The organism is Vibrio sp. 1402 (assembly GCF_033340275.1).
In genome coordinates this window covers 1-13797 of the sequence record NZ_JAWOWE010000015.1, presented here as the reverse complement: position 1 = coordinate 13797, position 13797 = coordinate 1, and the positions used below count along the sequence as shown (strand labels likewise).

Annotated in this window: 13 protein-coding genes; 7 read left to right on the top strand and 6 right to left on the bottom strand. The window is 46.7% G+C overall.

What is annotated here, in order from left to right; all coding sequences use genetic code 11:
• Window positions 1-4: 4 nt before the first annotated feature.
• Together glyS and glyQ are read right to left on the bottom strand one after the other, a co-directional pair.
• Window positions 5-2071, bottom strand: a complete 2067-nt coding sequence (glyS, locus tag R7044_RS20805; protein ID WP_005378875.1) for a glycine--tRNA ligase subunit beta — start codon at window positions 2069-2071, stop codon at window positions 5-7.
• A 13-nt stretch (window positions 2072-2084) separates the two neighbouring features.
• Window positions 2085-3002, bottom strand: a complete 918-nt coding sequence (glyQ, locus tag R7044_RS20800; RefSeq protein ID WP_005383818.1) for a glycine--tRNA ligase subunit alpha — start codon at window positions 3000-3002, stop codon at window positions 2085-2087.
• Window positions 3003-3486: 484 nt separating this feature from the next.
• Between glyQ and R7044_RS20795 the strand changes: the two genes are divergently transcribed.
• Together R7044_RS20795 and R7044_RS20790 are read left to right on the top strand one after the other, a co-directional pair.
• Window positions 3487-4041 carry a TMEM165/GDT1 family protein gene (locus tag R7044_RS20795; RefSeq protein WP_005378877.1) on the top strand — a complete coding sequence of 185 codons (555 nt, stop codon included), beginning with the start codon at window positions 3487-3489 and terminating at the stop codon, window positions 4039-4041.
• 160 nt (window positions 4042-4201) lie between these two features.
• A complete protein-coding gene (locus R7044_RS20790) occupies window positions 4202-4462 on the top strand; it encodes a hypothetical protein (protein ID WP_005378878.1) in 261 nt (86 codons plus the stop codon).
• Between the two features lie 44 nt (window positions 4463-4506).
• On the opposite strand, the gene tusA is transcribed toward R7044_RS20790, so the two are convergent.
• Window positions 4507-4755, bottom strand: coding sequence for a sulfurtransferase TusA (tusA, locus tag R7044_RS20785; protein WP_005378879.1), 249 nt, complete (start codon window positions 4753-4755; stop codon window positions 4507-4509).
• Between the two features lie 133 nt (window positions 4756-4888).
• Here tusA and R7044_RS20780 point away from each other — a divergent pair, with 133 nt between their 5' ends.
• Both R7044_RS20780 and R7044_RS20775 read left to right on the top strand, forming a co-directional pair.
• Window positions 4889-5071 carry a hypothetical protein gene (locus tag R7044_RS20780; RefSeq protein WP_005378880.1) on the top strand — a complete coding sequence of 61 codons (183 nt, stop codon included), beginning with the start codon at window positions 4889-4891 and terminating at the stop codon, window positions 5069-5071.
• Window positions 5072-5238: 167 nt separating this feature from the next.
• Window positions 5239-6183 carry a LysR family transcriptional regulator gene (locus tag R7044_RS20775; RefSeq protein ID WP_017821924.1) on the top strand — a complete coding sequence of 315 codons (945 nt, stop codon included), beginning with the start codon at window positions 5239-5241 and terminating at the stop codon, window positions 6181-6183.
• A 52-nt stretch (window positions 6184-6235) separates the two neighbouring features.
• On the opposite strand, the gene R7044_RS20770 is transcribed toward R7044_RS20775, so the two are convergent.
• The 3 genes from R7044_RS20770 to fadB form a co-directional block, all read right to left on the bottom strand.
• A complete protein-coding gene (locus R7044_RS20770; protein WP_005378882.1) occupies window positions 6236-7216 on the bottom strand; it encodes an MDR family oxidoreductase in 981 nt (326 codons plus the stop codon).
• 250 nt (window positions 7217-7466) lie between these two features.
• On the bottom strand, window positions 7467-8642 hold the full coding sequence (fadA, locus tag R7044_RS20765; protein WP_006743176.1) for an acetyl-CoA C-acyltransferase FadA: 1176 nt from the start codon (window positions 8640-8642) through the stop codon (window positions 7467-7469).
• Between the two features lie 14 nt (window positions 8643-8656).
• Window positions 8657-10828, bottom strand: coding sequence for a fatty acid oxidation complex subunit alpha FadB (gene fadB / locus R7044_RS20760; protein ID WP_054579435.1), 2172 nt, complete (start codon window positions 10826-10828; stop codon window positions 8657-8659).
• A 261-nt stretch (window positions 10829-11089) separates the two neighbouring features.
• On the opposite strand from fadB, the gene R7044_RS20755 reads away from it, so the two are divergent.
• Genes R7044_RS20755 through hemG form a run of 3 tightly spaced genes read left to right on the top strand, consistent with a single transcriptional unit; the run spans window position 11090 to window position 13754 of the window.
• Complete coding sequence (locus R7044_RS20755; RefSeq protein ID WP_005378891.1) at window positions 11090-11713, top strand: YigZ family protein; 624 nt, start codon at window positions 11090-11092, stop codon at window positions 11711-11713.
• A 46-nt stretch (window positions 11714-11759) separates the two neighbouring features.
• Window positions 11760-13217, top strand: coding sequence for a TrkH family potassium uptake protein (locus tag R7044_RS20750; protein WP_005378893.1), 1458 nt, complete (start codon window positions 11760-11762; stop codon window positions 13215-13217).
• A gap of 9 nt (window positions 13218-13226) precedes the next feature.
• Window positions 13227-13754: a menaquinone-dependent protoporphyrinogen IX dehydrogenase gene (gene hemG / locus R7044_RS20745; RefSeq protein ID WP_225455792.1), complete on the top strand. Its 528-nt coding sequence runs from the start codon at window positions 13227-13229 to the stop codon at window positions 13752-13754.
• The last annotated feature ends 43 nt before the right edge of the window (window positions 13755-13797 follow it).

Genomic DNA, 13797 nt, shown 5'->3' with positions numbered 1-13797 from the left:
TGAATTACTTTTGAAGCAAAGAAATATCTGCGATCTGTAGGAACAGGTTACGCAGGTTGTTCAGAAGTGTCAGACGGTTCTTCTTAAGTGCTTCGTCGTCTGCCATTACCATTACGTTATCGAAGAACGCATCAACTGGTTCACGTAGGTCAGCTAGCTTGCTTAGGGCTTCTTGGTAGTTACCAGTAGCAAATGCTGGCTCTAGCGCTTCTGTCATTACTTCAACGCTTTCTGCTAGTGCTTTCTCTGCGTCTTCTTGTAGAAGTGCTAGGTCGATGTCTGCTGCTAGTTCGCCGTCGAATTTCGCTAGGATGTTACCTACACGTTTGTTCGCTGCGGCTAGAGACTCTGCTGCTTCTAGTTCACGGAAGTGAGAAACCGCTTTAACTCGTTGGTCGAAGTCTGCTGGTTTCGTCGGACGACGAGCTAGAACCGCTTGAATGATGTCTACGCTGAAGCCTTCGTCTTGGTACCAAGCACGGAAACGACCAAGCATGAACTCGATAACGTCTTGTTCAACGTTGTCGTTGGTTAGGCGGTCGCCAAACAGTGACTTCGCTTTCGCTACTAGGTCAACAAGATCTAGGTTGTAGCCGTATTCAACGATGATACGTAGTACACCTAGAGATGCGCGGCGTAGTGCGAATGGGTCGCTGCCTTTAGGTGCTTGACCAATACCGAAGATACCTACGATAGTGTCTAGCTTGTCTGCCATTGCAACTGCAGTTGAAACACCGTTTGATGGCAGTTCATCACCTGCGAAACGAGGCATGTATTGCTCGTTCAGTGCTACTGCAACTTCTTCTGCTTCACCGTCGTGGCGAGCGTAGTGCATACCCATAACGCCTTGAGTATCCGTGAATTCGAATACCATTGAGGTCATTAGGTCACATTTTGCTAGTAGACCAGCACGCTTTGATTTCTCAACGTCAGCACCGATTTGCTCAGCAATGTAGCCAGCAAGCTCTGTGATGCGGTCTGTTTTGTCTTTGATCGTGCCCAGTTGCTTTTGGAAGATCGCTTGTTCTAGTTCTGGCAGACGGTCGATAAGCGGACGCTTACGGTCTGTGTTGAAGAAGAACTCTGCGTCAGCAAGACGAGGGCGAACTACTTTCTCGTTACCTTCGATTACGTAACGAGGCTCTTTTGATTCGATGTTCGATACGAAGATGAAGTTAGGTAGTAGCTTCTTGTTTTCGTCATAAACAGGGAAGTACTTCTGGTCACCTTTCATGGTGTAAACCAACGCTTCAGAAGGCACTTTTAGGAACTCTTCTTCAAACTTCGCTGTTAGTACCACTGGCCATTCAACCAGAGACGTTACTTCTTCTACTAGGTCATCTTCTAGGTCAGCGATACCGCCAACCGCTGCTGCCGCTTTTTGTGCGTCAGCTAGGATGATTGCTTTACGCGCTTCGTAATCTGCCATTACTTTACCGCGCTCTTCTAGGATCGCAGGGTATTGTTCAGCAGAATCGATAGTGAACTCTTGCTCACCCATGAAGCGGTGACCACGGATAGTGCGGTCAGAGGCTACGCCTAGGATCTCGCCTTCGATTAGGTCGCTGCCCATTAGCATGGTTAGCGTCTTAACTGGACGGATGAACTGAGTTGTTTTGTTACCCCAGCGCATTGGTTTTGCGATAGGTAGGTTGGCTAGTGCTTTCGCTGCAAGTTCAACTACGATCTCAGACGTTGGCTGACCTTTCACTTCTTGTTTGAACAGTAGCCATTCACCTTTGTCTGTAACCATGCGCTCTGCTTGGTCAACCGTGATGCCACAACCGCGTGCCCAGCCTTGAGCTGCTTTTGTTGGGTTGCCTTCCGCGTCAAACGCTGCAGAAACCGCAGGACCACGCTTTTCAACAACTTTGTCAGACTGGCTGTCTGCTAGTGCTGCTACTTTAAGTGCAAGACGACGAGGCGCCGCGAACCATTTCACGCCTTCGTGAGCAAGCTCAGCGCCTTTTAGTTCTGCTTCGAAGTTTGCTGCGAATGCTTCAGCTAGAGTGCGAAGTTGCGTTGGTGGTAGCTCTTCTGTACCTAGCTCGATTAGAAATTCTTTTGCCATGTTGCTCTACCCCTTACGCTTGTTCTTTCTTACACATTGGGAAGCCAAGAGCTTCACGCGATGCGTAGTATGCTTCTGCAACTGCTTTAGTCAGGTTGCGGATGCGTAGGATGTAACGTTGGCGTTCAGTTACTGAGATCGCTTTACGTGCGTCTAGTAGGTTGAATGCGTGACCGGCTTTTAGGATGCGCTCGTAAGCAGGTAGTGGCAGTGGCTTTTCAAGCTCAAGTAGCTCTTTACACTCTTTTTCACACTGTTCGAAGAAGCCAAATAGGAATTCAACGTCTGCGTGCTCGAAGTTGTAAGTTGATTGCTCTACTTCGTTTTGGTGGAAGATGTCACCGTAAGTCACTTTGCTGCCGTCTGGTGCGATGTTCCAAACTAGGTCGTAAACAGAGTCTACTTCTTGGATGTACATTGCTAGACGTTCGATACCGTAAGTGATCTCACCAGTTACTGGCTTACACTCAAGACCACCAACTTGCTGGAAGTAAGTAAACTGAGTCACTTCCATGCCGTTTAGCCAAACTTCCCAGCCCAGACCCCATGCGCCTAGTGTTGGGTTTTCCCAGTTGTCTTCTACGAAACGGATGTCGTGTACAAGAGGGTCAATACCAAGAACTTCAAGGGAGCCAAGGTACAACTCTTGAATATTGTCAGGCGATGGTTTTAGCGCTACTTGGAATTGGTAGTAGTGCTGAAGACGGTTAGGGTTTTCACCGTAACGGCCATCAGTAGGACGACGTGAAGGTTGTACGTAAGCTGTCGACATTGGCTCTGGGCCAAGCGCTCGTAGACAGGTCATTGGGTGAGAGGTACCCGCACCCACTTCCATATCTAGCGGTTGAACAATGGTACAACCATTTTGAGCCCAATAATCCTGCAGCGCGAGGATCATTCCCTGGAAGGTTTTGATATCGTATTTTTGCATAAGTCAGGTTCGCGCGATTCTCTTGTTACTCGTTAATTCGTCATCTATGCCGAGTTTTTCAACTCTAACAACGGCGATAAAGAGTAATTACGGTTGAATAAATTAACAATCTAGTATAACCAGATATTGAGCATGGGAGTAGAGCTAATCTTGATTAATTCGTGGGCGATTTTCTCCTTTAGTGAATTTTTACCGCGTTATCTGCTGTATTTTTCCTAAAAGGGAGTTTTTGCCTGCTTTGGCTCTTGAGAAGCGCAACAAAGGTGGCTAGAATTGCGCCTGTCTTTGGGGAGTAGCTTACCTGATGAAGTTTCTGTTTCATCTGGTTCGTCCGTCAACATAATTGGTGCAAAATCACCATGGCGTTCGAGACTTGAAGCCTTTCAAGTTTAGCAAGACCTTAGACAAATCATCACGAACCGGGGTAGGGGCGTGAGGTTTGTCTTCGGTTAAAAATAATAATCCCTGCCCCAATGAGCATGTCGTGAGCGTTTTAGCTATTTCAATTACTACTGTAGCGTTAGCAGAAATTGGCGATAAGACCCAATTGCTATCTCTATTACTCGCAAGTCGTTACCGAAAACCAATCCCAATTATTGCAGCAATCTTTTTGGCAACTATTGCCAACCACGCTTTGGCTGCATGGTTAGGTGTGGTTGTCGCAGACTATCTATCACCTGAGATTTTAAAGTGGGTGCTGGTGGTCAGTTTTGTCGCGATGGCGGCTTGGGTTCTGATCCCGGACAAACTGGATGATGACGAGCAGATTTCTAATCGAGGCCCATTTATTGCCAGCTTTATCGCGTTCTTCGTTGCGGAGATAGGCGATAAAACTCAGATCGCCACTTCCATCTTAGGGGCGCAATACGCGGATGCGTTAAGTTTGGTGATTATCGGTACCACAATCGGTATGCTGCTGGCGAATGTACCTGTGGTCCTGATTGGTAAATTGTCGGCCGACAAGATGCCTTTAGGGCTGATCCGTAAAATCACCGCATTTTTGTTTATTGCTCTGGCAATAGGGGCTGCACTGTTCTGATTTTTTACACGTGAAATGATGTGAGTTATCAATCATTAGTGGCGCGCTGCGCGAGTTCAAACTCTGACTCTAAATCGTTCCGTTGCGTGACGGATGACATATAAGTGTCATACTTGTCATGGTAGTTTAATGGTGTGAATGATAGCGAGAGGGCAAGTTTATGCTTACACGTTACATGGGGATGTCCCCGAAGAGTCAGAGTTATTTATTCACTTTTGGTTTAGCGCTGTGTTTACTAGCGATGGTGCTAACTGATATGTGGTTACCGATTGTAGCAGGATCGTTCGTCCTTACTGGATTGACAGTAGAAGCGTGGATTCGTGTCGCTCACATCATTCCTATGCATGAAGAGATGCGGGCAATGAAGAAACAACTTAACAAGCTCCAATCAGAAGTTCGCACACTCGAATACGACGAATAAACAAACGGCAGCCAATATAGGCTGCCGTTTTTAGTTCGACCAGATTATTCCAATCCTTTCTTGATCAGGTACTGATACGGAACTTGCTCCGTTTGTGCCGCAACTAATTGGTGGTCCATAAAGCGGCAGAAACTCGGAATGTCTCGAGTCGTGGATGGATCGTCTGCTTTGACCAGCAAAATCTCACCATCTTGCATGTTGCGAATTGTCTTCCTGACCATCATCACTGGCTCTGGGCAGCGCAGTCCTTCCGCCTCTAATGTCTTGTTTGCCAGTTCAGGATTAAAGCTCATAGTGTGATTCTCGTAACTAACTGAGCGTTGAATTTTACTTTCGTTGAAAAAATATTCAATAACCACTTGGCAAACCGAATTTTTTGTTTTACCTTAAATTAACAATTTGGTAACAACTGGCAAGGGAGAGGCAATGTTAACAGCGTTAGACAGACTTACGATTTACTCAGTGCTGTGTTTTATCTCGTTTTGTGCATTGGTACTCAGGACGCCAGCTGACACCTCTTTGACGCCTCTAGTAGGCATGGTTGCCACTATTATTGGGATTTGGATCGAGATGCGCAGATGGTCTGGCGCATCTGAGCAAGAAAATTAGCGCTTCTTGCTTGGATCAGAATGCTTTTAATAACGCTCACCTATTTTTACCGACACTTCATTCCGACACTATCCCCATTTTTCTTGGGCTTCCCCGCTGAAAGGCGGGATTTTTTTTGCCTAAAGAGTACAATTTACCCAAACACATACAAAATAAGTGGCTAATTCGTGGAACTGGAAGACATCTATCGCCGAGATTTAAATTTACTGGTTGCGTTGCGAGTACTGATAGAAGAAAACAGTGTCAGTAAGGCGGCAACACGTCTGAACTTGAGTCAATCGGCAATGAGTCGTGTGCTTGGTCGTCTACGCGACTTATTGGGAGACCCGCTGTTTACTCGTCAGGGACAGCATTTGATCCCAACTCAGAAAGCGTTAGAGATCGATCGCTCATTGGGCGAACCATTAGAGTCTTTACGTCAGTTGTTATCTCCGGTTGAGTTTGACCCATTGCAATGCGTACAGACTTTCAACATCGTGACCACCGACTATGCCATGCAAACGATCTTACCGTTCGCTTTGCCGAGAATTTACCAAGAAGCGCCAAACGTGTCTTTCAACTTCTTACCACTGCAACACGACCGTTTATCAGATCAGCTCACTTATGAAGGTGCAGACTTAGCGATTTGTCGCCCGACAGGCCCGGTGGAGCCTCTACGCAGTGAAGTGTTGGGGCGAGTGGGGGTGCTGTGTATGCTTTCAAAACAGCATCCATTAGCGAATAAAGAAATGAGCTTGGATGATTATCTGAGTCATCCACATGCCATGATCGCCATCAGTGATGGTGTTAAGGCACTGATCGAACAAGCTTTGATGGAGAAACCTAAGCGTAAAATGGTCCTGCGGGCGTACCATTTAGAAGCCGCATTGGCGATCATGGATACCTTGCCAATTATCATCACAGTGCCAGCGGACTTGGCGTATCTGGTTGCCGAGCGTTATGACTTAGTGGTGAAACCGTTACCATTCCAATTCACGCCGTTTGAATACTCGATGATTTGGCATGCGCGTTGCGAGCATTCTCCCGCTCAAGAATGGTTAAGAACGATTGTGCGTGAAGAGTGTAGCCGTCTGATAGCTAAACGTATCGAAGATATGGGACTGAACTGCTAACAAAAAAGAGCCAGCAATGCCGGCTCTTCGTCTGTTTACACTGAGTCAGTGTTTATAGCTTGATAACCACACGACCCGTTACTTGACCGTTGGTGATGTCTTCTGCATATTTCGGTGCTTCAGCAAGAGCAACTTCAGTACACGCTTGCTCGAAGTAGCTGTCTGGTAGTAGCTCGACCAGCTTTTCCCATGCAGCGATACGTTTCTCTGTTGGGCACATTACTGAGTCCACACCTTGTAGGCGAACATTACGTAGGATGAACGGCATCACTGTGGTTGGTAGATCAAAACCACCTGCAAGACCACAAGCTGCAACTGCACTGTTGTAATCCATTTGCGCCAATACTTTAGCCAGTACTTTGCTGCCTACAGTATCAACCGCACCTGCCCATACTTGCTTTTCAAGTGGACGTGCTGGTTCTTCAAATTCAGTACGGTCGATGATGCGGCTAGCACCTAGTTTTTCAAGTAGCGGGCCATTTTTTTCTACACGACCTGTCACTGCAGCAACTTTGTAGCCAAGCTGTGCTAGAAGCGTTACTGCGACTGAGCCTACACCGCCACTTGCGCCAGTTACAAGGATTTCACCATTTTCAGGTTTGATGCCTGCATCAAGCAGTGCTTGAACACATAGCATGCCTGTGAAACCAGCAGTACCAACCATCATTGCTTTCTTGCTGTCTAGACCTTTTGGTAGTGGTACTAGCCAATCTGCTTTTAGACGAGCACGCTGAGACATACCACCCCAGTGGTTTTCACCCACGCCCCAGCCAGTAAGGACAACTTTGTCACCAGCTTGGTAGCGGTCGTCTTCTGAGCTTACTACCGTACCTGCTAGGTCAATACCTGGCACCATCGGGAAGTTACGGATGATTTTACCTTTACCTGTGATCGCAAGACCGTCTTTGTAGTTTAACGATGAGTAATCAACGTCAATCAGAACGTCACCTTCAGGCAGTTGTGTTTCATCGATTTGCTCGATGTTAGCGATAGTACGTTTGTCTTCTTGATTTAGAACTAGAGCATTAAACATAAGGTTCTCCGATTGTGCGGTAGCATGACTCTGGGTCACATGCAGCAAGATATCAACTGGTCTAAGTGTATGTCTTCTTTGTCTATGAATAAAATGAAACTTGAGCATTTAATGTATGCTCTTCATGCATGTTTGATGTAAAACAAAGGGCGACATCAATTGTCGCCCTTAAGTGTAATACCAAAAATTTTAGTACTAGTTCATTTGCTTATGATTGTTGGCTCGATCACTACAACAACGTCTTGAACTGTTATGGTCGTTCAAATACTGTCGCAATGCCCTGACCCAAACCGATACACATGGTGGCCAGACCGTATTTCGCGTCTTTCGCTTCCATTAGGTTGATCAACGTTGTTGAGATACGTGAACCAGAACAGCCTAGTGGATGACCCAATGCTATCGCACCACCGTTAAGGTTGACCTTCTCATCCATAACATCAAGCAGGCCCAAGTCTTTAGCACACGGCAGAGACTGCGCGGCAAATGCTTCGTTTAGCTCAACCACATCCATGTCTTCAATTGAAAGACCGGCACGCTTGAGCGCTTTTTTCGTCGCAGGTACAGGACCGTAACCCATAATGGAAGGATCGCAACCCGCAATGGCCATGCCTTTAATACGTGCACGAATCTTCAAGCCAAGCTCATTGGCTTTCTCTTCACTCATGATCAACATCGCTGATGCACCATCAGACAGAGCCGATGATGTACCGGCCGTTACTGTACCGTTTGCAGGGTCGAACACTGGGCGAAGTTGAGATAGACCTTCAACGGATGTTTCAGGGCGAATCACTTCGTCGTAATCCAGAGTGAACAGTGTGCCGTCTGCTGCGTGGCCTTCAATTGGTAGAATTTCGTTTTTAAAACGACCCTCTACGGTTGCTGCGTGCGCACGAGCGTGAGAGCGAGCGGCAAACTCGTCTTGTTGCTCACGGCTAATACCATGTAATTTACCAAGCATTTCAGCCGTTAAGCCCATCATGCCCGCAGCTTTTGCTACGTTCTTTGACATACCTGGGTGAAAGTCTACACCGTGGTTCATTGGCACATGCCCCATGTGCTCAACACCACCAATTAGGCAGATTTCAGCATCGCCAGTCATGATGGCACGTGTACCGTCGTGAAGCGCTTGCATTGATGAGCCACACAAGCGGTTCACCGTCACGGCGCCAATTTCAATCGGCAGACCAGCAAGCAGCGCCGCATTACGTGCAACGTTAAAGCCTTGCTCTAGTGTTTGCTGTACACAGCCCCAGTAGATGTCTTCAATCTCGCTTGGGTTCACTTGTGGGTTACGCGCAAGAATGCCTTTCATTAGGCGCGCAGATAGATCTTCTGCTCGTGTATGACGGAAAGCACCACCTTTAGAGCGACCCATTGGAGTACGTAGACAATCGACTACGACAACATTTCTTGTTTGATTAGTCATTTTAGAATCCCTCCTTAGATAGAACCTTGCTGTTGTGCACCGTAAAAGCTTTCACCTTTCGCCGCCATATCAATCAGCATTTGCGGTACTTGGTACATCGCACCTAGCTCGGCGTGTTGTTTTGCCATTTCAACGTATTCAGCAATACCCACGCTGTCTAGATAGCGGAATACGCCACCGCGGAATGGAGGGAAACCAAGACCATAAACCAGTGCCATATCCGCTTCTTGTGGAGTGGCAATGATGCCTTCTTGTAGGCACAGCACCACTTCGTTGATCATTGGAATCATCATACGTTGAATGATGGTCTGATCGTCAAAGTCCTGCTTATCGGCACAAACGTCAGCAAGTACCGGTAAGATCGCTTCGGAGAAGGTTTTCTTCGGCTTACCTTTTTTATCTATGGTGTAGCTGTAGAAGCCATTACCATTTTTCTGACCATATTTGTCTGCTTCGAACAGTGCATCAATCGCATCACGACCTTGTTTACCCATACGCTCAGGGAAACCGTCAGCCATCACAGCTTGTGCGTGGTGCGCGGTATCAATGCCGACTACGTCAAGCAAGTACGCCGGTCCCATCGGCCAGCCAAACTTACGCTCCATGACTTTGTCGATTTTCGTAAAGTCAGCACCATCACGAAGTAGCATGCTGAAGCCGCCAAAGTATGGGAACAATACGCGGTTAACGAAGAACCCTGGGCAGTCATTAACGACAATTGGTGATTTGCCCATTTTCGCAGCATACGCCACAACACGATTGATGGTTTCATCAGAGGTGTGCTCACCACGGATGATCTCAACAAGAGGCATACGATGCACTGGGTTGAAGAAGTGCATACCACAGAAGTTTTCTGGGCGTTTTAGTGATTTTGCCAATAGGTTGATAGGAATCGTCGAGGTGTTTGAGGTGATAACGGTGTCGTCACCGACATGGGACTCAACTTCACTCAAAACTGCTGCTTTTACTTTCGGGTTTTCAACGACAGCTTCAACAATCACATCAGAGTTTTCAATACCTGCGTAATGTAAGCTCGGTGTGATTGACGCTAAAATACCCGCCATCTTAAAGCCATCAATGCGACCGCGAGATAAGCGTTTATTCAGCAGCTTAGATGCTTCAGTCATGCCTAGGTCGAGCGATGCTTGCGCGATGTCTTTCATTAAGACTGGCACACCTTTTAGCGCTGATTGGTAAGCAATGCCGCCACCCATGATACCTGCACCTAATACGGCTGCACGTTGCGTGTCTTTACTTGCTGACTTCGCTGCTTTTTTCGCAATGCCTTTGATGTATTGATCATTAAGGAATAGGCCAACGAGTGATTTTGCTTCTTCCGATTTAGCCAATTTCACGAAGTGCTTACGTTCAATGTCTAACGCTTCATTACGTGCAAAGCGAGCACCTTCTTCAATCGTGATAACGGCTGTCATTGGGGCAGGGTAGTGAGGACCTGCTTTTTGTGCCACCAGACCCTTCGCCATGGTGAAGCTCATCATTGATTCAAGCTTACTCAGCGTTAGAGGCGATGTTTTCTGTGCTCGGCGTGCTTGCCAGTCAAGTTTCTCATTAATTGCAGAGTTAAGAGTTTGTAGTGCTGATTCGTATAAAGCATCAGTCTCTACAACAGCATCGAGTAAGCCAATTTTCAATGCTTCATCAGCTCGGCATGCTTTACCTTGGGTGATGATTTCCATTGCGCTGTCTGCGCCAATAACGCGAGGTAAGCGTACACAACCACCAAAGCCCGGCATGATTCCCAGTTTCGTTTCTGGTAGGCCGATGCTGGTGGTTTTGTCACCAATACGCATGTCTGTTGCTAGCACACATTCACAACCGCCACCAAGAGCGTGGCCTTTGATCACTGAGATGGTCGGAACGGGTAAGTCTTCTAATTTGTTAAAGATGCTATTAGCAAATTGCAGCCATTGGTCGAGCTCGGCATCCGTTTTAGCAAACAGACCTAAAAACTCGGTAATGTCTGCGCCTACAATGAATGCGTCTTTATCTGAAGTGAGCAACAACCCCTTGAGGCCTTGATGGGCAATGAGCGCATCAAGAGCTTTATCTAGCGATTCTAATGTCGCTAGGTCGAGTTTGTTGACGGATTTTGGAGAGCAGAAGCTTAGCTCTGCAATACCATCTTGTATTTCCTTTACCTGTAGGGTTTCGGCTTGGTAAATCATTGTCTATCTCCATGACATACAATCGTGGATTGTCTGTATACCTATTTCAACGACGCCGTGTACCTCGGCAAATAGGTATCGAGGAAGTCGTTTTATTTTTGTTCTGGTTTGACCAGTAAAGTTAGTTTGGATCGTGGATTGTTTAATTTCAATACATTTTTTAAACAAGTGTTTAACATTGTGCGCTGTGGCAGATCTTATGCGACGGGTAAATCACACTCGTGATAGACTTCAGGCAAATAGACATGAATCCATAATCCTATGAATGACAAGCCTTATCTGATTCCAGCAGAGCCCGCTCAATTTGAAGAAGAAATTAAAAAGAGCGTCTTCATTACTTATTTGGCACACACGCCAAGTATCGAAGCAGCAAAAGCATTTGTTGATCAAATCAAAGCTAAACACGCTGATGCCAGACATAACTGTTGGGGCTTTGTTGCTGGTCGCCCGGAAGATTCAATGAAATGGGGCTTTAGTGATGATGGGGAGCCGTCCGGAACAGCAGGCAAACCAATCCTGGCGCAGCTGTCTGGATCTGGGGTGGGGGAGATCACGGCTGTGGTCACGCGATACTCTGGTGGAATCAAGTTAGGTACAGGCGGCTTGGTTAAAGCGTATGGGGGTGGGGTTCAACAAGCGCTCAAGCTGCTTCAAACTATTGAGAAAAAAATAACCACAAAGCTCAGACTAACGTTAGACTATGGGTTTATGCCTATCGCACAATCAATCATGCCGCAATTTGGCGCGATAGAAGTCGAGGCTGAATACAGCGATCAGGTCGTATTAGTGGTGGAAATTGAGCTTCGAGAAGTGAGCGCGTTTACCCAAGCAATCATCAATAAAAGCGGGGCAAAGGCAATTGTCACTCCGCTAGACGGACAATAATGAAAAACAGGAAGCAACAGGGACAGCTTCGCTAGTCAATTTATCCATGCAATTTCGTTCAATTATTCGAATCGTCGGGCTACTGCTCGCACTCTTTAGTGTCACTATGCTTGCGCCAGCACTCGTTGCGCTGATCTATCGAGATGGTGCTGGTGTGCCTTTTGTCACGACATTTTTTGTTCTGCTGTTTTGTGGGGCCGTTTGTTGGTACCCAAACCGCAGGTATAAGCACGAGCTTAAAGCTCGAGATGGCTTTCTTATTGTCGTCTTATTCTGGACAGTACTTGGCAGTGCAGGCTCGATCCCCTTTCTCATTGCTGACAACCCGAACGTCTCAGTGACAGATGCGTTTTTTGAATCGTTTTCTGCTCTCACTACGACCGGGGCGACCGTTATTGTTGGTTTGGATGAGTTACCTAAAGCGATTCTATTCTATCGACAGTTACTGCAGTGGTTCGGCGGTATGGGAATCATCGTATTAGCGGTGGCGATTTTGCCAGTACTTGGCATCGGTGGTATGCAGCTTTACCGCGCCGAGATCCCAGGTCCAGTCAAGGATACTAAAGTGACGCCGCGCATAGCAGAAACTGCTAAGGCGCTTTGGTACATCTATTTGAGCCTGACTATCGCCTGTGCTTCGGCTTTTTGGTTAGCTGGTATGACGCCATTTGACGCCATCAGTCACAGCTTTTCCACCATTGCTATTGGCGGCTTCTCTACCCACGATGCCAGCATCGGATACTTTGATAGTTACGCGATTAACCTGATTACGGTGGTTTTTCTGCTTATATCTGCATGTAATTACACACTGCACTTTGCTGCATTTGCATCAGGTGGCGTACATCCCAAGTATTACTGGAAAGATCCTGAGTTTCGCGCCTTCTTGTTTATTCAAGTGCTGCTATTTATCATTTGCTTTCTATTATTACTGAAACATCACTCTTACACATCGACATACGATGCTTTCGATCAGGCTCTGTTCCAAACCGTATCAATATCCACAACAGCGGGCTTTACGACAACAGGTTTTGCGGATTGGCCGCTCTTCTTACCTGTGCTGTTATTGTTCTCTTCCTTTATAGGTGGTTGTGCTGGTTCAACAGGCGGCGGCATGAAAGTGATCCGTATCCTGCTTCTTACCTTACAAGGTGCGCGTGAACTAAAACGTTTGGTGCACCCTCGTGCGGTTTACACCATCAAAGTGGGTGGCAGTGCGCTACCGCAAAGAGTCGTTGATGCGGTTTGGGGATTTTTCTCTGCTTACGCTTTGGTGTTCGTGGTCTGTATGTTGGGCTTGATTGCTACAGGGATGGACGAGCTAAGCGCGTTCTCGGCGGTGGCTGCGACTCTGAACAACCTCGGTCCTGGCTTGGGAGAAGTGGCGCTTCACTTTGGTGATGTTAACGACAAAGCAAAATGGGTATTGATTGTTTCTATGTTGTTTGGTCGTTTGGAAATCTTTACCTTACTTATTCTACTTACGCCGACGTTTTGGCGTAGCTAAGGGGAAATCGTGGCAAAAGCATTATTTCTATACTCTTCCCGCGAAGGGCAGACTAAAAAAATTCTCCACTATATAAATGAACAACTTCCAGACTTCGAGTGTGAGCTGGTGGATTTACATAATGTCGAGACGATTGACTTCAGTCAATACGACAGAGTGTTGATAGGCGCCTCTATTCGTTATGGTCATCTTAATAAAAAGCTATACCAGTTTATTGAGCGAAATCTCAATCAATTGGAGCAAAATAAAGTGGCATTTTTCTGCGTAAACCTAACCGCTCGTAAAGAGGACCAAGGAAAGGATACACCTGAAGGTAGTGCCTACATTCGCAAGTTCCTAATTAAGTCGCCTTGGAAACCAACGCTAATCGGTGTTTTTGCTGGTGCACTTTATTACCCACGTTATAGCTGGTTCGACAGAACTATGATTAGGTTCATTATGTCGATGACGGGTGGCGAAACCGATACGACCAAAGAGGTGGAGTACACCAATTGGGAAAAAGTGGCTCTTTTCGCAGATAAATTTAGAGAACTGTAGAAATAACGTGCTCTTTTGACCGCTTTTGATGCAAATTTATCCG